17 protein-coding genes and 1 pseudogene are annotated in these 20,684 nt (G+C 36.2%); 14 read left to right on the top strand and 4 right to left on the bottom strand.

The features are described from left to right. Positions 1-378 precede the first annotated feature (378 nt). The 3 genes and pseudogenes from JNUCC41_RS03705 to JNUCC41_RS26620 all read left to right on the top strand — a co-directional run. Positions 379-894 (top strand): hypothetical protein, encoded by a 516-nt coding sequence (locus tag JNUCC41_RS03705; RefSeq protein ID WP_192206434.1) that lies wholly within the window; start codon positions 379-381, stop codon positions 892-894. A gap of 71 nt (positions 895-965) precedes the next feature. Next, entirely contained in the window at positions 966-2,021 is a 1,056-nt protein-coding gene (locus JNUCC41_RS03700) for a hypothetical protein (protein ID WP_192206433.1), read from the top strand. Positions 2,022-2,632: 611 nt separating this feature from the next. Beyond that, a pseudogene (locus tag JNUCC41_RS26620) lies at positions 2,633-2,743 on the top strand (MBL fold metallo-hydrolase); the annotation flags it as partial. 526 nt (positions 2,744-3,269) lie between these two features. On the opposite strand, the gene JNUCC41_RS03695 reads toward JNUCC41_RS26620, so the two are convergent. Then, positions 3,270-4,658, bottom strand: coding sequence for an aminotransferase-like domain-containing protein (locus JNUCC41_RS03695; protein WP_192206432.1), 1,389 nt, complete (start codon positions 4,656-4,658; stop codon positions 3,270-3,272). A gap of 177 nt (positions 4,659-4,835) precedes the next feature. Between JNUCC41_RS03695 and azlC the strand changes: the two genes are divergently transcribed. The 3 genes from azlC (at position 4,836) to map (ending at position 7,089) form a co-directional block, all read left to right on the top strand. Further along, entirely contained in the window at positions 4,836-5,591 is a 756-nt protein-coding gene (gene azlC / locus JNUCC41_RS03690; protein ID WP_192206431.1) for an azaleucine resistance protein AzlC, read from the top strand. Continuing rightward, positions 5,588-5,920 carry a branched-chain amino acid transporter permease gene (locus JNUCC41_RS03685; RefSeq protein WP_192206430.1) on the top strand — a complete coding sequence of 111 codons (333 nt, stop codon included), beginning with the start codon at positions 5,588-5,590 and terminating at the stop codon, positions 5,918-5,920. Before azlC ends, JNUCC41_RS03685 begins: the two co-directional genes overlap by 4 nt. A 428-nt stretch (positions 5,921-6,348) precedes the next feature. After that, positions 6,349-7,089 (top strand): type I methionyl aminopeptidase, encoded by a 741-nt coding sequence (gene map, locus JNUCC41_RS03680; RefSeq protein WP_192206429.1) that lies wholly within the window; start codon positions 6,349-6,351, stop codon positions 7,087-7,089. A gap of 835 nt (positions 7,090-7,924) precedes the next feature. Here the strand turns inward: map and JNUCC41_RS03675 are convergent. Beyond that, entirely contained in the window at positions 7,925-9,286 is a 1,362-nt protein-coding gene (locus tag JNUCC41_RS03675) for a D-serine ammonia-lyase (RefSeq protein ID WP_192206428.1), read from the bottom strand. Positions 9,287-9,434: 148 nt separating this feature from the next. Here JNUCC41_RS03675 and JNUCC41_RS03670 point away from each other — a divergent pair, with 148 nt between their 5' ends. The 6 genes from JNUCC41_RS03670 to JNUCC41_RS03645 all read left to right on the top strand — a co-directional run bounded on the left by JNUCC41_RS03670 (position 9,435) and on the right by JNUCC41_RS03645 (position 16,408). Beyond that, positions 9,435-9,980: a cupin domain-containing protein gene (locus tag JNUCC41_RS03670; RefSeq protein ID WP_192206427.1), complete on the top strand. Its 546-nt coding sequence runs from the start codon at positions 9,435-9,437 to the stop codon at positions 9,978-9,980. A gap of 175 nt (positions 9,981-10,155) precedes the next feature. Continuing rightward, positions 10,156-10,800 (top strand): MBL fold metallo-hydrolase, encoded by a 645-nt coding sequence (locus tag JNUCC41_RS03665; protein WP_192206426.1) that lies wholly within the window; start codon positions 10,156-10,158, stop codon positions 10,798-10,800. A 143-nt stretch (positions 10,801-10,943) separates the two neighbouring features. Beyond that, a complete protein-coding gene (locus tag JNUCC41_RS03660) occupies positions 10,944-11,351 on the top strand; it encodes a YbaN family protein (RefSeq protein WP_228467521.1) in 408 nt (135 codons plus the stop codon). Positions 11,352-11,961: 610 nt separating this feature from the next. Further along, the gene (locus tag JNUCC41_RS03655) at positions 11,962-13,533 is read left to right on the top strand and encodes an APC family permease (RefSeq protein ID WP_192206425.1); all 1,572 of its coding nucleotides are present in this window, start codon (positions 11,962-11,964) and stop codon (positions 13,531-13,533) included. A gap of 33 nt (positions 13,534-13,566) precedes the next feature. After that, positions 13,567-14,886 carry an argininosuccinate lyase gene (argH, locus tag JNUCC41_RS03650; RefSeq protein WP_192206424.1) on the top strand — a complete coding sequence of 440 codons (1,320 nt, stop codon included), beginning with the start codon at positions 13,567-13,569 and terminating at the stop codon, positions 14,884-14,886. Positions 14,887-15,112: 226 nt separating this feature from the next. Further along, positions 15,113-16,408: a hypothetical protein gene (locus JNUCC41_RS03645; RefSeq protein ID WP_192206423.1), complete on the top strand. Its 1,296-nt coding sequence runs from the start codon at positions 15,113-15,115 to the stop codon at positions 16,406-16,408. A gap of 776 nt (positions 16,409-17,184) precedes the next feature. Here the strand turns inward: JNUCC41_RS03645 and JNUCC41_RS03640 are convergent. Further along, positions 17,185-17,400: a hypothetical protein gene (locus JNUCC41_RS03640; protein ID WP_192206422.1), complete on the bottom strand. Its 216-nt coding sequence runs from the start codon at positions 17,398-17,400 to the stop codon at positions 17,185-17,187. Positions 17,401-17,774: 374 nt separating this feature from the next. On the opposite strand from JNUCC41_RS03640, the gene JNUCC41_RS03635 reads away from it, so the two are divergent. Then, on the top strand, positions 17,775-18,218 hold the full coding sequence (locus JNUCC41_RS03635; protein ID WP_098370173.1) for a MarR family winged helix-turn-helix transcriptional regulator: 444 nt from the start codon (positions 17,775-17,777) through the stop codon (positions 18,216-18,218). Position 18,219: 1 nt separating this feature from the next. Then, positions 18,220-19,269, top strand: a complete 1,050-nt coding sequence (locus JNUCC41_RS03630) for a threonine aldolase family protein (protein ID WP_192206421.1) — start codon at positions 18,220-18,222, stop codon at positions 19,267-19,269. 209 nt (positions 19,270-19,478) lie between these two features. Here the strand turns inward: JNUCC41_RS03630 and JNUCC41_RS03625 are convergent, their stop codons facing one another. Continuing rightward, positions 19,479-19,883 carry a VOC family protein gene (locus JNUCC41_RS03625; RefSeq protein WP_192206420.1) on the bottom strand — a complete coding sequence of 135 codons (405 nt, stop codon included), beginning with the start codon at positions 19,881-19,883 and terminating at the stop codon, positions 19,479-19,481. Positions 19,884-20,684 lie beyond the last annotated feature (801 nt).

The raw sequence follows: 20,684 nt of genomic DNA, 5'->3' as shown, positions 1-20,684 counted from the left end.
GTGGAACATGTCGGCAACCATACTTTAAGAAAGCCACGAAGGATATAGCAATGTTCCAACGAATTCTGCATCAATCTCATCCTTCTGTCACCCTTCGCTATATCGGGATTACCGAAGAGGAAACCCATAACGTATTGAAAAATTTTATTTTTTTCACTTACGAATGATTCTTCGAGAAGCTAAATTTAGAATATGGAAGAGACCTTAGGTACAATGGACTCTTTTTTGTGCATTGATTCCTAGAGGAGTGTTTATTGTTATTGTTTTCATGCATCGAAAAAAACAGGTAATTGTATTCCTTAAATGGAAAAATTTGATTTTTATATTAAAATACTATATCGTGTATTTGGAAGATAATAGAAAATGGGATTTATAAAAATGAAAAAGGTTGCAAATTTAGGTTTTGCATTAGTATTAGGAGTATCACCATTTTTAATGACGGGAAATGCTTCGGCCGAAGAAACAAATGAACAATTAACTGAAGAATATCAAGTGAATTGGGACGACGCATGGGAGGATACAGAAGAGTCTGATGATTCGGTTGATTTTGGTACTTCTAGTAATTCAAATTTAGCAAGAGCATCTAAATGGGGAGACTTAGCGTCAGGAAAAACGGCATTGTCACCTACTACAAAAACCATTACCAGTGAAGGTACTACAAAAGGGAAAATTATTTCTACGGTAGTGTCAGCTACAACAAGTATTAGAAATGCTAATTTATCCCTTACTAAAAATGGATCTAAAAAAATTGCTATTGGTAAATTAACAGCAACATCTGAGGCAGCCTTAGGTCGAAACTCATCATCAAATGTATATACTGGTTTAACCATTCATACTGCAACTAATTCAGGTGTCCTTTATGAGGCAAGAACAACAAAGAGTAATGCCTATTAAAATCTATTAAAATATTTGATTAGCGCTGTAGCGTAATTGCAGCGCTATTTATTTTAGAAAGGTTTGTTTTAATGCGAAAAATACAGTTTTTAATTTTATTACTGTTATTAATTATATCAGGATGTTCTAATTCATCCGATACTAATTTATACGATGAAAAAGATATACTACAATTGACTTCAAATAATAAGAGTACCATCGTCTCTAAGGACATGGATTTGCTAAATAAATCTGATAAAGTTGCGACATCCAGTACTCCTTTTACTCAGGTCAAAGCATTTATTCCTAATGACGAATATATACAATATGAAAAAGTGCAAGGAGAAGAGTTTCTCTTTTTAAAAATCCCCAAAAATAAATCCTTTATATCTGGTAAAGTAAAGTATGAGAATAACACTAAGGAAAAAATGGTCATTCAAACTTTGTTTTTACAAGGAAATAAAAACGCGCAAATCAAAACAGCTGATTCTAGTAGTTGGAAACCTGCAATGATTTATGATATCCCACCATATTCATCAGTTACTATCAATCTTGATATTAAATGGGATGTAGATGAAATGCAGGAACTTACATTCTTCCCTATTGATCAAACAAGTACTATGAACCGTTATAATGGAGGTAGTTTAAGTAATTATCGTTTCTTTGTACAGAGTAAAAATATTTCAATGGATAAAAAGCTAATAAATGATCAATCTTTTACTTTGGATCAAAAGGAATTGTCAAATCAGCAAAATTTCTATCCAATTCCAACTTGGATAGGCAGTGATAATAAAGAATCAAAGTTAGTTGATAAAAATAATAAATTACTGACAGAGGAGGAAGTTGAAGGTATAAAATTAGCTGCAATTCCTTATAAAACAAAGGTAGATGTACTTTTAATTGATGAATTTGGAAATACCTCTGTATTAGCTGAAAAAGTAGATATTGATGAAAATAAGCCAACTTTTGTTCATATAGAACCTAATAAACTAAAGGAAATGTATGAAGATAAAAGTAGGAAGTTTATTTTTATTATTAATAATCGTGAAAAAGAAATACTTGCAGACTTAAAAACTTTAGACTTACAAAAGAAACCTTTTTCTACAAGTTATCAAGGAGTTATCGAATTTTATGATAAGAAAAAATAATTTTTGGTTTTAGGAGGAGGATAATCATCTCTCGTTGGTCTTTTTTTCAAGTTATAATAATATTTGTGCTAATAAGTTCTATGTTCATAGCTGATATATTTAATAAAAATATATCAGTCCCTATGTCATCTAATCAAATTGGTCTACCAGTACCTGCTTATATGACTATTTTATTTATTATAGTAATTATTGGGTGCTTTTACTTAATAACAATATTTCAATTCAAAAAAAATCGACTATATTATCCCATTCTATTTGGAACAAGATGCATATAATTAGTAGTTTGATTTTTATTATTTCTATTTTTATACTTATGGTGTTAGTGGTAGGTACTCCTTTAGACGAATGGATTCAAAAATGGAGATGGATTTTATATTTAATAATCAATTATTTCTTATTTTTAATATATTGGTTTATACTTTCAATAGTTAATAAATATGGATCTAAAACTATAACTAGACCCAAAAAAATATATTTCTCTTTTTTATGGACTGTTTTATTACTTATACTTGTTATATTTTTTTTACCTGCAATTTAAGAGAGTATACAAAAAAGCTTAAAGTAGATATACATATAAAAAAATCAGTTAATAGAAAACTAGTAGATGAATTAATCGACAATTCTGTTTAAATGTCGAGGAAGCAGAACAGTCTTTAAGTAAGATTAAAGATCTTAAAGCTGAAAGTTACTATTGTTATCATGGTGGGATATTCACTTTATAGGGTTAAAAAATTTAATTTCCACTTCAGGCACTCGCTTTCCGCGGGCGGTCCGGGAGCCTCCTCGGCGCTTGCCTACGGGTTCTCCTTAGGACACGCTTTTCTAAGCAGGAGTCCCGTACCTTCCGTTCCAACCACCTGGAACGGTTTTTTAAATAAAAAACTATAGGCAAACTGACTTTTCTTCCATTTGGCGATAGTCTTGAGGGGGTGGAATGGCTCATCGGTTTTCTTAATAGTTTTTTAGATTTCTGAAATCGGCTGGAATGTTTTTTAAAAGGATGTTTTCGCATACTTTTTGCTATTACCAAGTAATGCGGTGTGGTTGATTTCCCCTCCAGATGCTCGCTTTCCACGGGGCGGGCGGTGAGCCTCCTCGGCGTGAACGCCTGTGGGGTCTCACCTGTCCCGCTGCTCCCGCAGGAGTCTCGCACTTCCGCTTCAATCAACCTTAAATCGTTTCGTTTTAAAAACAACAATCTTTACGAAAAGAGCCTTTTTAAAAAAATTTGATTTTCCGATCTTTGAATCAGTTGAGGTACTGTTTTAATATGTCTAATCCTATTCTTAACTCATCAAATGAGTTGGTCGAAGATAGTGCAATACGCAAATGCATATCAGGTGTGGTCTGCCCGCTTTGGAAACGATTGGAATGAAAAACTCGAATGCCGCGCTTTTTCAGATCTGTTTCCAGCTGTAACGCATCGTTATGTCCTTGAATGGGAAGCCAGCGATATAGACTGAGAGGATGTCCAACATCCTTTCTTAAAGGAAAATATTCCGAATAAATATCATTTGCAGTCTTGGCAAGCTGTTTCTTTTGAGAAACAATTTCATGAGCCTTTCCTGATAGAATAAGCTCTGTGATAACCTCTGCATCAAAAGAAGAGGTCTTTACATTTATGTTGAAAATGGCCTGGGAAATTTTATCGCGCAAAGCATCCCCATAGACCATATAGGCAACCCTTAACCCAGAACATATGGACTTAGAGGTGCCGCAAATATAAACGCACTGTTCTGGAAGCAAGTGGTACATCGGCTGCCGGTAATCGGGGATAATCCCTGCCGTCAGGAATGCATGGATATCATCCTCAATCAAAATTAAACGATGCTTGCGGATGACCGCCGCTATTTCTTGCTTTCGAATATCCGACATCATGATTGTGGTTGGATTGTTGCAAGAGGGCATCAGAAAAATGCCGTTAATATTTATTTGACAACACTGCTTTTCAAGTTCGTCTGGTAGCATGCCAAACTGGTCACCGGGAATGGGAACTAACTTAATATGGAACATCTTTGCCAACTCGATGAAGTTCGAATAGGTGTATAAGTCGGTTGCAATTCTATTGCCGGGCTCAAACAAGGCAGCCAAGGCAACTGCCAATGCATTTTGGGCACCGGAAACGATGGCCATATGCTCTTGATCCGCGTGAATGCCGAAAGATTCCATCCAGTTTAGGGCTGCTGTTTTTTGATGTGGAATACCAGTCGGGTCGTTGTAATTCAGCAGCTGCTCCAAATAACTTTTGTTCACAGTTTTTTGAATGGTTTCTGATACAATATCATTGGTTTGCTCAAAAGAAGCCACGAAACCAAGGTCAATGCTGTTTGCCGTTTTATCCACGGAAATGGTTATGGAACGAGTGGCGTTGGGAGCCACAAAGGTTCCGCTTCCCGTAACCGCATATATTAATCCCTTTACCTCGCATATTTTGTAGGAACGGGTAATCGTGGTGAAGTTTAAATCAAGAAAATCTGCCAATTCTCGTTGCGGAGGCAACTTCGTTCCAGGTGCTAAAAAACCATTTGTTATATCTTGTTCAAGTAATGATGCAAGGGATTTATAAAAAGGCCGCTTTAATGCTTTCTTATCAGGTTTCCAGGACATTGGATAATTGTCAAATGAATTTACTGGCATGGTTTCACCTCTACTAACTTATTCCATACAATCATATCATTTTTTGTATGGAATTCTAATCATGAAACGGGATGATATATATAAGGATATCTATCAATACCCCCATTTTAATGAAATGGGGGTATTTTATTTAAATTGTAATCCATACAATTAACTTGTTTTTTGTACGGATTTTGTATGTTACGTTTAAATAAATTTAGCCATCAGGATGTGAAATATATGAAAAAAAGAACACAAATGCTACCTGCATTTCGTGCAGCCTTTCCGTACACAATGCCCATTTTTGCAGGCTTTTTATTTCTAGGCATCGCTTATGGGATCTTTATGAATTCATTAGGTTTCAGTGCGATTTACCCGATATTGATGAGTCTGACAATATTTGCAGGATCAATGGAGTTTGTTGCAGCCAATTTACTGCTTGTCGCATTCAATCCGATTAACGCCCTTTTTCTAACATTAATGGTGAATGCACGGCATTTGTTTTATGGCATTTCCATGCTGGATAAGTATGGGGGGACCGGGAGGAAAAAGCTGTATCTGATTTTTGGGCTTTGTGATGAGTCTTTTTCCATCAATTGTACCGTTGATGTTCCGAAGAATGTAGACAAGGGCTGGTTCATGTTCTTCGTGACACTGCTCAATCATTCCTACTGGGTGATAGGAGCGACGATTGGCGGCATTTTTGGATCCCTTGTCAAGTTCAACACAGAAGGACTAGATTTTGTTATGACGGCCCTCTTTGTAGTCATTTTCATTGAACAGTGGATGAAAGAGAAAAACCATCATAGTGCTCTCGCAGGGCTTGGACTGTCAGCGGTCTGTCTTATTATTTTTGGCGGAAGCAATTTCATCATCCCTGCCATGTTTTCAATTTTGGGGGTACTCACCCTACTTAGAAAGCCATTAGAGAAAGTTGAGGTCAAGACCGTATGACAATGGATTTAACACAGCAAATCATTACAATAGCAATGGTTGTTCTAGGCACGATGCTTACAAGGTTTCTTCCATTCATCGTTTTTCCATCAGGTAAACCCACACCGAAGTATGTACAGTATCTCGGTAAAATACTGCCATCCGCGGTAATTGGGCTTTTGGTCATTTATTGTTTAAAGGATGTGAGCTTACAATCCGGAAGTCATGGCCTCCCTGAATTTATGGCGATAGCGGTAGTTGCCCTGCTTCACATTTGGAAGAAAATGATGCTCCTTTCCATAGCGGGGGGAACGATTGTCTACATGATGTTGGTTCAATTGGTTTTTTAAATGGATAATAATCAGCACATCAAACACCGTCACAACACTCCAGTTTATTGAATCAGCTAAACCCGGAGACAAGATGGTGGTTCGTGCAATGGAAATGACAGGATTTTATCGATTAGATGGCGGAGGCAGTGTCATACCATCATTATTTTATTGCAATGGTTATTGTTCAGAGCTGTCCTCAATACTGATTTTTTTATGGAGCTAAAGGGGGCTGTTTGACCTTTGTTCAACAATTGGGCTTTAGTAAAGGAATTTTCAATAATAGAACGTTCTTGGAATTAGTTATGGTAAACTAATGGTAATCTTGTGAAAAAAGGTATTGTAGAGAATCATTTACATCGCTTTTATTTTTCGAGAAAATAAAGGTACAATTAATACTTATTTAGCTTATGGATTTTAGACTATAAATTATAATGAGGTAGGAATAAATGATTGCAAAAACAGAAGAGGATTTTAATGGTTTGAAGGAAATTGGCAAAATTGTTGCCTCGATTAGAGATGAATTGGTACAAAGAACAATTCCGGGGATTACGACCAAGGAACTTGATGATGTAGCCGGAGAACTTTTAGAAAAGGCGGGTGCAGTTTCAGCTCCGAAAGGTGAATATGATTTTCCTGGCTATACTTGCATTAGTACTAATGAAGAAGTGGCACATGGTATTCCGGGTCATCGGGTTATTCATGAAGGGGATTTAGTGAATATAGATGTATCTGCTTCAAAGAACGGTTATTTTGCAGATACAGGAATCTCCTTTGTAGTAGGAGAAGGAGAAGAAGTATTAACGAAACTATGCGACGTTGCTAAAAAGGCATTTGAAGCAGGTCTTAAGAAAGCAAAACCCGGTTCCAAAAAAAGCAGAATCGGAAAAGCAGTATTCGAAACAGCGAGACAGCATGGATTCACTGTTATCAAAAACCTTACAGGCCATGGTGTTGGACGTAGAATACACGAAGCACCTGACCATATTTGTAATTATTATGATCCATGGGATAATGATATATTAAAGGAAGGGATGGTTATCGCATTCGAACCATTTATCTCAACCTTTGAAGAAGAAGTATTGCAAGAAGAAGACGGTTGGACTTATGCTACGGAAAAAAGCTATGTAGCTCAAGTGGAACATACGATTATCCTTACTAAAAATGGTCCGATTATTGTCACACTTTAATTCGAATTTAGATCGGTGAACCAGCACTTGAATAAGGGAGTTGCTTTAGCAACTCTTTTTCTTATGGAGTTAAAGGGCAGGGAAATCCGGTAATTTTATTTGGAAAATATGTTAAGGTAGGGCATTGTTGTTTTGAAAGGCGTTGGAATACGAAAAAACAAAGATTTGCTTTTGGCTATCTGTTACACTTTTACTCTGTGGAATTGTTTCTATGGAAGAATCTTATGGGATGTTAACATTTGTTCTGAACCCAATTGGAGTAATATTAGGTTCTTATTCAAATAACCATTAATAGCTTTCAGAAATTATTTATGGTCTTTAGTTTTATTCCCGCTGAGGATTTTCTGACACTCCATCAAACGTTCAGGTGCAATGGCAGTTAATCAGATCTGTCATATAGGCAGATTTTCCTTATGCAACTAAAGGGGCAGGGTAGCATTCCTGCAGTCTGCATTACAGTTTTTTTTGAGGGAAATTCGAACGTTGATTGGAACATAGGGCACGCGCTTTTCCCGCAGGAGTCTCGACCTTCCGTTCCAATCAACTTTGTTTTAACAGTTAGATAGAATCCTTTTGCCTACAGTCTTTTTTGTTTTGGCTGTTTTCGCATACTTTGTTGCTATTTACCAAGTAAAGCGTTGTGTTGATTTCCTCTCCAGCTGCTCGCTTTCCGCGGGGCGGGCGGTGAGCCTCCTCGGCGTGAACGCCTGTGGGGTCTCACCTGTCCCGCTGCTCCCGCAGGAGTCTCGCACTTCCGCTCCAATCAACCTTAAATCGTTTCGTTTTAAAAACAACAATCTTTACGAAAAGAGCCTTTGTTATATAGCCACGTACATTACTTCTGTTTCTCTGACGCTAATTTCAACCCTTTTTGATAATATTGCTTCATCATTTCTTCAGGAACCATGCTTCCGCCAGTCCCCCAAATAATATGTGTACCATTGCTCATCTTTTCCGTTAAATGATGCTTCTGTAAATAATCGATGCCCTCTTTACATAATTTACTTGGTCCTATCATGCCTGCTAGTGCGGAAGGTTCTAAATGGATTCCCTCTGTATCGACCAGTTCCTTTAGCAACTTATACAACTGTTCATCGCTTACCGTATAATTGCCACTTAAAAAGGGTTCCATCGTTTTACCGACAAACCCGGATGGCCTTCCAACAGCAAGTCCATCCGCGTCTGTCACATTATCGATGCCAACATCTTGTACAGAAACTTTATCATGTAGTCCAGTCATTAAACCGAGTAGCATGCATGGCGAGTGGGTAGGTTCTGCAAAGAAACAGTGAATATGGTCTTGATACAATAATTTCAAACCAAAAGCTACGCCTCCAGGACCACCGCCCACTCCGCATGGAAGGTAAACAAACAGAGGATGGTTTTCATCTACAATTATCTCTAGCTCTTCCAATTGCTTTTGCAAACGGGATGCAGCCACTGCATATCCTAAAAATAGGTCGTGGGAATTTTCGTCATCCACAAAATAACATGTTGGATCACTATCCGCTTGGATACGGCCTTCCTCTACAGCTTTACTATAATCAGCTTCATATTCAATGACATTGACATTTTTGCTTCTAAGCAAATCTTTTTTCCACTGCTTTGCATCAGCTGACATATGAACGGTAACATTAAAACCTAACTTTGCACTGATGATGCCAATACTAAGTCCTAAATTTCCAGTCGAGCCTACTGCGATTGAATATTTTGAGAAAAGGGTTAGGAATCTATCACTATCCAAAATCGAATAATCATCTTTAATGGTTAACAATTGATGTTGGAAAGCTAATTCTTCCGCATGTTTGAGAATTTCATAAATCCCTCCTCTTGCTTTGATGGATCCTAATATAGGAAGGTGACTATCACATTTTAGTAATAATTCTCCTAATATAGGTTGTTGATGATCCTGTTCCAAGGAATGTTTCATGGCAGGAATTCTCACTAAAGGAGATTCTATGATACCGTTCGTCCCTTTTGTTTCAGGGAAAACCTTGGCGATATATGGTGCAAAACGTTTCAATCTTTCCTCTGCATTTCTTACATCTTCTTGAGTAAGGGGGGACTTTTTAATTCCGGTTTGAAATTTTTCGACATTTGGATTGAGCCAAAATACTTCTTCCATCGATATGAGCTTCTTTAATAAAGGATATTTGTCTTTCCATGATTGTAATTCTTTGCTTTCAATCTCTTTCATTGGGACCCTCCTCATTTTCTTGTAACAAGTTGTTTGGTGAATTATAATTAAATAAAATTTAATACAGTTTAACACACAATCATCTCGGTGTTAATTTATATTAACTTTATTTAAGTGTGATTTAATATGTCGTTAAGGAGTATCAGTAATGGAAAATATAGATATTGGCAAGAAAGTTGAAAAGTATAGAAAAGCTAAAGGTTTGAGTAGTAGAGAGTTAGCAAAATTAGCTGAAATTACACCTTCAATGTTAAGCCAGATTGAACGAGGTTTGGCGAATCCTTCCATTCAAACCCTAAAGGTCTTAGCTAAAACCTTGAATGTTCCAACATTTAGTTTTTTTCTTGAAGAAACGATTACGGAGGATTTAATCGTTAGGTCCAATAAACGTAAGAAAATGATCATTGATCATTTGTCTTATGAGTTATTGTCACCTGATTTTACGGGTAATCTAGCAACAGCGATTATGAAAGTTCCTCCAAATATCTCCTCGTCAGAAAGCCCTATAGAACATAGGGGAGAGGAAGTGGCATATATTTTGGAAGGGAAAATCAAGCTGTACTTAGGTGAAGAAGAATATATATTGGAAGCTGGTGATAGTGTGAAAATACCAGCAAATTTCAAACATAAATGGGAAAATAATTTTAGTCAGAATGCAGCTGTATTATTTTCAGTTACCCCGCCTGCGTTTTAATAATTGGGCGCGATTCTTTAATGAGGATCGCTTTTCTTATGGAACTAAAGGGGCAGATCAGGTATAGAAGGACTATTTCATGAATAATGGCATTATAATAAATGGATAAATATTGAACTGTAGGTCCGGGCTTCCTTAAAAGTTGCTTGAATTGCATAGTGAGGAGAATTTTAGTATGAAAATAAAATGGTTTGGACATTCTGCCTTTTTACTAACATCCGAAAGTGGAACCAAAATTCTTATTGATCCATATCATCGTTTCATCCGTTATCGTATGCCGAGTGTTGAACCTGATATAGTTGCCGTTACACATAATCATTTCGAACACAATAAGATTGAAGCTGCAACAGGTGAATACATGCTTGTTAATGAGCCGAAGGAATACATCCGCGAAGATGTAAGAATTAGTGGATTTAAGACATTTCATGACAAGGTAAATGGCGAGAAGAGAGGCCCCAATATTTTATATCGTTTCCAAATGGACGGGCTAACTATCTGTCACTGTGGAGATTTAGGGCATATATTATCAGAAGAACAAGTAAATGAAATAGGAAAAGTGGACATTCTCATCATTCCTGTAGGAGGTACATTCACGATTAGTGCAATAGAAGCTGCTCAAGTGATGCGTCAATTGAAATCTACCATTACAATTCCCATGCACTATAGAACGAAGGCATTGTCAGTCGTTGGCCTGATGTTTTCAAAGGTAGATAAGTTTCTTCAGATTTCCGGACAGCGAACAACCGAAGTTGAGAGATTGGATATTTCAAAAGAGAATTTGTCAGAATATGCTGGTGTCGTAACCATGCTGTATGAATGAATGGATAAGAAATCCTGTTTATCCTTTATTCATTATAAAGGGACAGGTTAGTTCGAAAAGAAAAAGGGAAGATACTAATCATTGATGTTGAATCAATTAAACTTCCTCTTTATGTTATAAGGAGATAGAATATAAATAAAAAGGTGATTACAATTAAAAAAGTAAAAAGTATCCTATTTTTTCTTCTTGGTTCCATATCTCTTTTGATAGGTATTGCAGGAACTGTGTTACCAGTTCTGCCGGGCGGTCCGTTTTACTTATTTGCTGCTTTTTGCTTTGCTAAAAGTTCCAAGAAGATTGAAAACTGGTTCAAAAGCACTTCATTATATGAAAAATACGTTGTAGCATTCCTGCAAAAAAAAGGTATGACTCGAAAAGAGAAAATCAGAATCAATTTAATTGCCGATTTCTTCATCGTAATTTCTGTATTTTATGTGGACATCCTATTAGTGCAAATCTTATTGATAGCACTCGCCCTCTACAAACATTATTATTTCATTAAAAAAATTAAGACAATCGACCCGAACAATACAAAACAAAGAGCTTTTTGAACGGGTTCTTACTTCAATAAGGGAGTTGCTTCAGCTCTTTTTCCTATGGAGCTAACGGGGCAGGATAGTAAGAAAATCAATGTATTTTGGATAAGAAGGCCGCCAATTGGCGGCCTTTTGAATGTAAAAAGTACCCTTAATGAGGTCTTCCCACATAACCATCTAGTTAAAATTCCATAACTCCCGAATGAAATTTTTGGACTCGTTTGTAAAAAAACATAAGCCCTTTTTCGTTTGGGATGCATTGTTTTCTTATGCAAATGGGCCCGCATGAAGCGGTGAATCATGATTTGCTCAGTGACAAAAATCCTTTAGTGTTTTGTGTTGTGAATTTTCAAAAAATAATATTGCAAAATGCAAACGATTCAAATAAAATCAATTTAAGGTAATTACGTTTTTTTAACCTTAAAATAAATATGCAATTGAGCTAATCCTTTTTGGCTAAGCTAAGTCCTAGTTGTTAGATAGGATTTTGTTCCATCCATTAGGTAAAGTTAGCTTCCCGATGTATTGCCTTAAAAATTTGAAAGGAGTTAATTATTTTAGGTACAGTACTAAGCTATCCATGTTTGCAAATAATAATATACCCCATTAAGAGAGAGGGAATTTCATGAATCAAGAACGATATTTGAAAAAGAAAATGGGCTTTTGGTCACTTACTGCATTATCTCTTGGAGGAATTATTGGATCAAGTTGGCTTTTTGGACCATGGAATACGGCAAAAATGGCTGGGCCAGCTGCTATTATGTCTTGGATTATTGCTGCATTCGTCATTACTCTAATAGCTCTTGTTTATGCTGAATTAGCAAGGGTAAGACCAGAAACGGGTGGTTTAGGTCGTTATCCCCTTTATTCCCATGGGAAATTACTTGCTACAGTGACTAGTTATTCGATTTGGCTTGGCTACTGTGCCACTGCACCCGTTGAATCATCGGGAGTTATTCAATACGCTAATGAGTTCTGGCCAGGCCTATATGATATATCTAAGGAGCAACTAACGACAACAGGAATTCTAGCATCGACTGTTTTAATGATGTTCTTTGTTGTGGTGAACTATTTCGGAGTGAAATTATTTGCTGTCACGAATACCATTATTACAACGATTAAATTCATAGTACCTGTCCTAACCATCATTGCTTTTTTTATGACAGGGTTTCATGAAGAGAATTATACAAGTCATGGGTTTGCCCCTAATGGATATGGCGCAGGATTAAGCGCAATCTTAACTAGTGGTATATTTTTTGCCTATACTGGATTCGGGAACGTGGTAATGATGAGTGGCGAGGTGGTAAACCCAAGACGGAATATTCCACTTGCCCTTATCACATCGCTGTCAGTCTCAGCAGTTTTATATGTTTTACTTCAAATAGTTTTTATAGGGGCCGTACCGCCCGAAATGCTAGCTAATGGTTGGAGTGGAATTAAATTTGACTCTCCATTTGCGAATTTAGCACTTATGGCGAATATGGTTTGGCTGTCCTGGACCATTACAGCGGACGCAATGATTTCCCCAACTGGATCGGCGCTTGCTTATACAGCTGGAACTTCAAGACATGTTTTTGGCATGGCGAAGAGTGGATTCCTTCCTTCTTATTTCGGAACTATTAATAAAAGATTTGGAGTTCCAACACGTGCACTCACTCTCAACTTCCTCATTGGGTTACTTTTCTTGTTCCCGTTAAAGAGTTGGACTGCAATTGTAGCAATCGTTGGAGCAATCGGGATTTTTAAATACGCCTCAGCATGTGTCACAGTAATGGTGTTTCGTAAGGTTGGTTTGACAAAAGACAACGGTATCCCAGGCATGAGTTTTATTGCTCCTTTAGCCTTTGTATTTGCGACTCTCCTTATTTATTGGACAAATTGGAGTAGGGTTCAACTTGCAATTTGGGGATTGGCAATTGGAATTGTTGGATATTTGATTACTCATTTTATCAATAAACATAAATCGATGGAAATCATTGGCGGGATCTATCTTGTCATTTATATTCTGATGCTCGTTGGGATTTCGTCAATCGGGAATTTTGGTGGCAAGGGTATTATTCCAGAGCCATTTATGTCATACATCGTAGCAATAATAGGATTCGTTTTTTACTATTTCGCTGTTTATAACGGAGTCTGGTACATGCGGAAAAAGGGGAATGTTCAAGAATTGCTGGATATGGATAACACATACAATTAAATATAATTTCATTTTACAAAAGGAGTAATGGTTATGAAGCTTTGGGGTGGACGTTTTAGAAAAGAAGAAAATAAATTAATGGAGGACTTTAATAGTTCTCTTCATGTTGATATGAGGCTATATTCTGAAGATATTAAAGGGAGTATTGCACATGTAAATATGCTTGTGAAATGTGAATTGCTTACCAAGGAAGAAGGAGAAAGTATTGTAAAGTCACTTCTTTCTATATTGGAAGATATCGAGAGCGGAATATTAGTGATCGAAGGGGATTTTGAAGATATTCATAGTTTTGTTGAAGCAACATTAACGGAACGAATAGGTGAAACGGCAAAAAAACTCCATACAGCAAGAAGTCGAAATGATCAAGTTGCTTTAGATATGAGGCTTTACGCTAAAAATAAGGCGTTAGAAGTGATCGAGTATATTGAAGAGCTTCAAAATAGCCTGGAAGAAAAGGCAAAAGCAAACAATGTGATTATGCCCGGATACACCCATCTACAGCGAGCTCAAGTGGTCACTCTTAAGCACCATTTAATGGCCTACTATAATATGCTGGATAGGGACAGAAAAAGAGTTATTAATGCAATTGAAATTTTGAACGAAAGTCCACTGGGGTGTGGAGCATTGGCAGGGACGACTCATGTTATAGACCGAGAAATGACAGCAGAGGAGTTAGGATTTTCAAAACCTATAAACAATTTCCTCGATGGTGTTAGTGATAGAGATTACCTTTTGGAATTAATGTCCAGTTTTTCAATCATCATGATGCATTTAAGCAGATTAAGTGAAGAACTGATTTTATGGAGCAGTCAAGAGTTTAAATTTATTAGTATTGATGATGCATATTCTACAGGGAGTAGTATTATGCCTCAAAAGAAAAATCCTGATGCAGCAGAGCTTATAAGAGGGAAAACAGGAAGAGTATATGGTTCTCTTACTTCACTTTTAACAACGATGAAAGGGTTGCCATTAGCTTATAATAAAGATATGCAGGAAGATAAAGAACCATTTTTTGATGCATTGGATACGGTTTTGTCATGTCTGGAAATCATGTCAAATATGATTTCTACCATGAAGGTGAATACTGAAAATATGAAAAAAGCTGTAAAATATGGCTTTCTCAATGCAACAGAAGTCGCTGATTATTTAGTTAGCAAAGGGGTTGCGTTCAGGGATGCCCACAGTATCGTTGGTTCTATCGTCATTTATTGTGAGGATCATAATAAAGCAATAGAAGAGTTGACTCTAGATGAATTGAAGAGCTTAAATCCTTTAATCGAAGGGGACTTATATAGCTTTATTGATTATCAAAATATATTAAATAAAGGCATTAAGGTGAACTTATTAAAATAATTTAGTTTTTTTCAATTGAAGAGCTATAGCATAGAGGATAAGTGCGATCTATGCTAATAGCTCTTTATACTTTTTTAAAAAAACTCATATTCAAACACCCCTTTTAAATCAAGAGGTACAATGCCTAGTGATAAATGTTTTTCCAATAGAAGAAGGATTAAACTTTAATTTCTTTCATTTTAAAGATAAGATTAAAGAAATTAAGTTTTGAACTAAGGAGAAAAATATGTATAAAATTGGGGTAGTTGGTCCTAATTCATCAGTTGAGCGCATTATTAATTTAGGTAAAGAATATGAGTCGATCATGGAATTTAAAGCCTACCCATATGAAGATTTTAGAGAAACTGAAAAAATCGTTTTGGAATTCAATAAAGACGTGGATGTCTGGTTTTTTTCAGGCCAAATTTCATATATGGTCGCAAAAAATACTGTGGGAATAGGGGAAAACCTATTATATATTCATCATACTGAATCAGGCATCTATAAAAGCCTTTTGCATATGGGCTATTTTCAAAAGGAATTTTTAAGTAAAGTAAGTATCGATGAAATAACTACAACCCATTTAGAACAGGCGTTAAAACAAATTGATATTACTCCAAAAGAAATGTACATAAAAAACTTCGATATTAATTCAAGCACGGAAGAATTAATCGCATTCCATCTTGATTTATGGAAAGCCGGAAAAACGGAAGGTGCAATAACTTGCTTCGAGGCTGTATATCTAAATTTAAAAGAAGCAGGAGTACCAACCTATCGAATATCTACAACTGATATGGAAATCCGCCAATCATTAAGAATTCTTGCAGAAAAATCGAGAACTTTTTACTTTAGAGACACCCAAATTGGTGTTCAAATTATTGAAATTGAACATTTTGAGAAAATATTTGAGAAAGCTAAAAGCTCGTACCATCTACAATTTTTAGAGATAAAATTAAAAGAAACTCTTCTTAGATTTTGCGAACAATTGGAGGGATCATTAGTCGAGAAGGGAAATGGCCGTTACTTTATATTTAGTACACGGGGGACAATTGAATCCAAAATCAAAGATTTAAAAGATACTGTCTTTCTGTTGTCAAATGAATCCAATGCTACTGTAACCGTAGGAATTGGATATGGTCAAACACTTCACTCAGCAGAAATAAACGCTCAGCGTGCGATCCAACTTTCGAAGGAAAAGTCAGAGAAGGGCATAGTCATTGTACAAGAGGACGGAACAATGATCGAGTCTGCGGGTGAAGAGGAAGAATTACGTTTTTCTTACCGGATAGATGACAAGGATTTTATGAAAAAACTAAAAAAAGCCAAAATAAGTGTGAAAAATTATAATAAATTATATGCTTTAGTTAACAGATTGAAACTGAACGATTTTACAATAAAAGATTTAACAACGCATCTCTATTGGGATGAAAGTAATGCTCGGCGTATTGTAGTAAGTTTATGTGATGTTGATTTAGCAGAAGTCATTGGTGAGGAATCCTATTCTTCTCGAGGAAGACCAAGTAAAATTTATCGTTTAAAATAGCCCATTTTTCGGGTGGTTTTAGAACTTCAGCTTTTATCCCTGAGGGTAGCATTAAACTAGTCTTAAAATAAATTTTACCGTTATGTTGCCAAAGGACTTCTATAAAGAAAATGAAATACAAGATAGCTCGACCATTTAAAGGCATCCATTAAGGGTGCCTGATTTTTTTTATGTGAACCTGACGACGTTATAGGCCTCTTTTTATAATGCTTGCCTAGGTATATACACGTATGAAAAAAATTAAAGGATGTGTCTTAGCTTATACAATTAATTTTGAATTCAAAGGTCACGAAATTTATTCATAAATTGTGCGCAGTGTTTTAGTTCAAAAAAATCGTCCTGAGTAAATATAAATTAGTAAGTGTTTTTTATGAATGGACCCAATGAGGTTTGTTATTTCCATTCATTTGCCCAATCTTAAATAACCCACCCGCATACAATAAAACCAGATTACGAGGGTACAAATGGTTTTATTATAAGGCGTGAATTTGATGGGGAAGGACTCAAAAAGGGATTTATGTAGTGAATTTGCTCGAAAAGTTCGGGAAGCATTCAAAGTCTTAAAAGCTTAAGTTGAATTTTAAATCGGGAGCTAAAATCAGAATGTCTTATGCAACTAACGGGTGGGTCGTTCATAAAGACTCACAAAAATAATCAAAAAAACTGAATCAGAAGAAAATCCATTTTGATCAATCCTTTTCAAAATGGATTTTTTTTTACGCTAATATGGGGGAAAGAGGACATTTTGATTAATCTTTATTTTAAAGCTACAGCAGTTAAAACATTTCATTAACTTCCCATGATTCGACCATTTGATGCGCCATCCTTGGATCATATCCTTTACCCATCAGATAGGCTATAGCTGCAATTTCCATCATTGCATGAGGGATGGATGTTTTTTGAGCTTCGTTTAAACCATACTGTACCCATGGTCCAACCTGTGACAGTGTTTCTTGTTTGAGATGGTGTGGGTTAGTGTAAGAAGGATACACAATATTACTTCCTTTCAAAATATAGTTAAATATCACTATCCTATATTATGCACCTTAACTCATCCCGTGTTCGATAATCTCTAATTTTATAGATTAAAGTTATGAATCAAAGGATTCCCTTTTTCAACAATAGAGGGAGGTTAGTTTAAGTGAGGGATTTTACAATTATTTCTAATTAAGTATTGTAACTTCCTTGAGAAGAAAAAATCACCCTAAAAAAACTAAATCAGTTTCAAGCTAAAAGTGAATTTTTTGAAATTGGTTAAACTAGTGTATCGATTGATTCTTCAAAGATTTACGAAAAAAGTTGACAAAGTCCACTAATTACAATAATGTATTAGTGGATAAAGTCCACTAAAAAAAGGAAGTCAAGAATGAATATAAGTAAAAATACCATGGCTGATATACGGCAATTCAATAGATTTTATACGAATATACTTGGTGTATTGGATAAGCATATTTTGGATACCGGGTATTCTTTCACTGAGGCACGGGTAATTTTAGAAATCGGTTTGATGGAGCAGTGTATAGCAAACAATTTAGTTGATAAGCTGGAAATCGACCGCAGCTATATGAGCAGAATAATTAACAAGCTGAGTAAAGATGGACTGGTCATGAAGGAAAACTCGACCTTGGATAACAGAACTAGTCTGATTCGGTTAACTCCTGAAGGGATGACTCTTTTCAACCAGCTTAATGAAAGATCTGATGAACAAATAGTGAGGTTATTCCAAGGATTATCACAAAATGAAATAAAAGAAATCCATGCTTCTATGATGTTCATTCAGAAGAAACTGGATAGTTTGGGGAGAATATAGGATGATACGTTTTGAAAATGATTATACAGAAGGTGCTCATGAGCGAATTCTGAAACGATTAATAGAAACCAATGAAGAACAAACACCCGGATATGGAGTGGATGAACACTGTGAAAAGGCGAGAGCTTACATTCGAAAAGAGTGTGATGCGGCGAATGCAGATATACACTTTTTAGTAGGAGGAACACAAACGAATACAACTATCATCGCTTCAATTTTGCGGCCGCACCAAGGTGCAGTTGCTGCAATTACCGGGCATATCGCGGTACATGAAACAGGAGCAATTGAAGCCACTGGTCATAAAATACTTACTTTGCCGAGTGATGATGGAAAAATTCAAGCTGAACAGGTGAAAGAATTATATGATGCTCACTGGAATGATGTGACTCATGAGCATATGGTACAGCCAGGCTTGGTTTACATTTCTAACCCTACGGAAAATGGAACGACTTATAGTAAAGCCGAATTGGAAGCATTAAGTAAAGTTTGCCGGGAATGTGGTTTGCCATTGGTATTGGATGGAGCTAGATTAGGGTATGGTTTGGCTTCAAAAGACAGCGATTTAACCTTGGCAGATGTTGCAAGGCTATGTGATGTGTTCTATATAGGGGGAACGAAAGTTGGTGCAATGTTTGGTGAAGCGGCTGTTATCATGAATGATGCCCTGAAAAAGGATTTCCGGTATTTTATCAAGCAAAAGGGAGGATTACTGGCTAAAGGGAGACTATTGGGGATCCAGTTTGAAACCTTATTTGAAGATGGCTTATACTATGAAATTTCCAATCATGCCGTCGAACTGTCAATGATGATTCGAGAAGCTTTTGTTGAAAATGGATTTTCATTACGATATGATTCCACATCAAATCAGCAGTTTCCCATTTTGCCTGAAAATGTAGTTTTGGAATTAGGCAAAAAGTATTCATTCTCCTTCTGGGAAAAGGTCGATGCTGTACACAGTGCTGTGAGATTTTGCACCAGTTGGGCTACGAAAAAAGAACATGTTGACATGCTGGTAGAGGATATCAAGGCAATAAAAAGAGAAAAAAAGTGACACGAATAGAATAATAAATGAGTTTAGTTTTTTGTATTGAAATGTATGGGGATACAAGGGAATTAACTTCAATAAGGGAGCTGCATCGGCAGCTCTTTTTTTATGGAGGTAATGCCAGGTTGTTGAGTGATTTTTAAATGAGGTTTGTGATCCGAATAATAAAAAACAACCAGTCATATAACGGGTTGTCTTTTGGCCATTGATTCAATTTAGTTGACAGTAAACATCCATGAAATACCAAATTTATCCTTCAGCGAACCGTGAAGTTTCGCAAAGAATGTTTCATGAAGATCCATATGTATTGATCCATCTTCTTTTAATAGGTTCCATGCCTTTCTGGCTTTTTCCTCCGAGTTAAGCTCCACGCTTACAACCACTTTGTCACTATCATTCAATTCGCGTTTTGAATCAGAACCCATAATAAATCCATCTTCTGTTATTCTTAATTGTGAGTATAGAACAAGGTCTTTATCACTCTCTTTAACAGGAAAGTCTGGACTTGAAGGGAGCTCACTATATTTTTGCATCGCAATAAGTTCTCCGCCAAATGCCTCCATATAAAGTTTGAAAGCCTCTTCACATTCTCTGTTAAACATTAAATACGGTTTAATCATTTTCATTCCCCTTTGAATTAAAATTGGATTCCATAGTGATAACTGCTAAAGTATACACGAACATAAGTTCTTTTTTCAAGCGGGAACTTCTAAAACTTACACCTGTATCATTATGTACAAAAATAACATTGTTTTATTCTCCTCGTGCAACATGGTGAAATGGTTTCCATAATTGGAATGTGACGTATTCAGCAAACTTATAATCATCTTCCACAATCGGGTGCGATCCTGGAAAAAGATTTAGCGTTCATTTAGTACAACAAAACAAGATAACCATCATGGAAATAGAAAAGACCGATTCACCTCCGCTTGCTATTCTAGGTAAATTCGAGATAACTAGTTTCTTCATTGTTTTTATTAAAGGCTCTTTTCGTAAAGATTGTTGTTTTTAAAAACTAAACGGTTTAAGGTTGATTGGAGCGCAAGGGCGAGACTCCTGCGAGAGCAGCGGGATAGGTGAGACCTCACAGGCGTTTACGCCGAGGAGGCTCACCGCCCGTCCCGCTGAAAGCGAGTATAACCACACCGCTTTACTTGAGTATGCGAAAACAGCCTTATTAAAAGGCACTTTAATGGGGGAACGAAAAAAGCCCGATTTCTTTATATAGAAATTGGGCTTTTTAATATTTGAATTCATTATCATTGTAAATCGGCATTTTTCTGACGTTAACCAAAAATGACCGTCTATTTGGATATCATTTTTTGTAGTCAATTGTCTTGTGGAATTTTTCTTCCTTTAATCATTGATAAAAAAGAAAAACTGTGGTAAATTTATATAGTTACACAACTTTGTGTGATTTT

It is taken from the genome of Brevibacillus sp. JNUCC-41, from assembly GCF_014844095.1.
GTDB lineage: Bacteria > Bacillota > Bacilli > Bacillales > DSM-1321 > Peribacillus > Peribacillus aracenensis.
The sequence above is the reverse complement of the archived record's forward strand: the minus strand, read 5'-3'. Positions and strand labels throughout refer to the sequence as shown.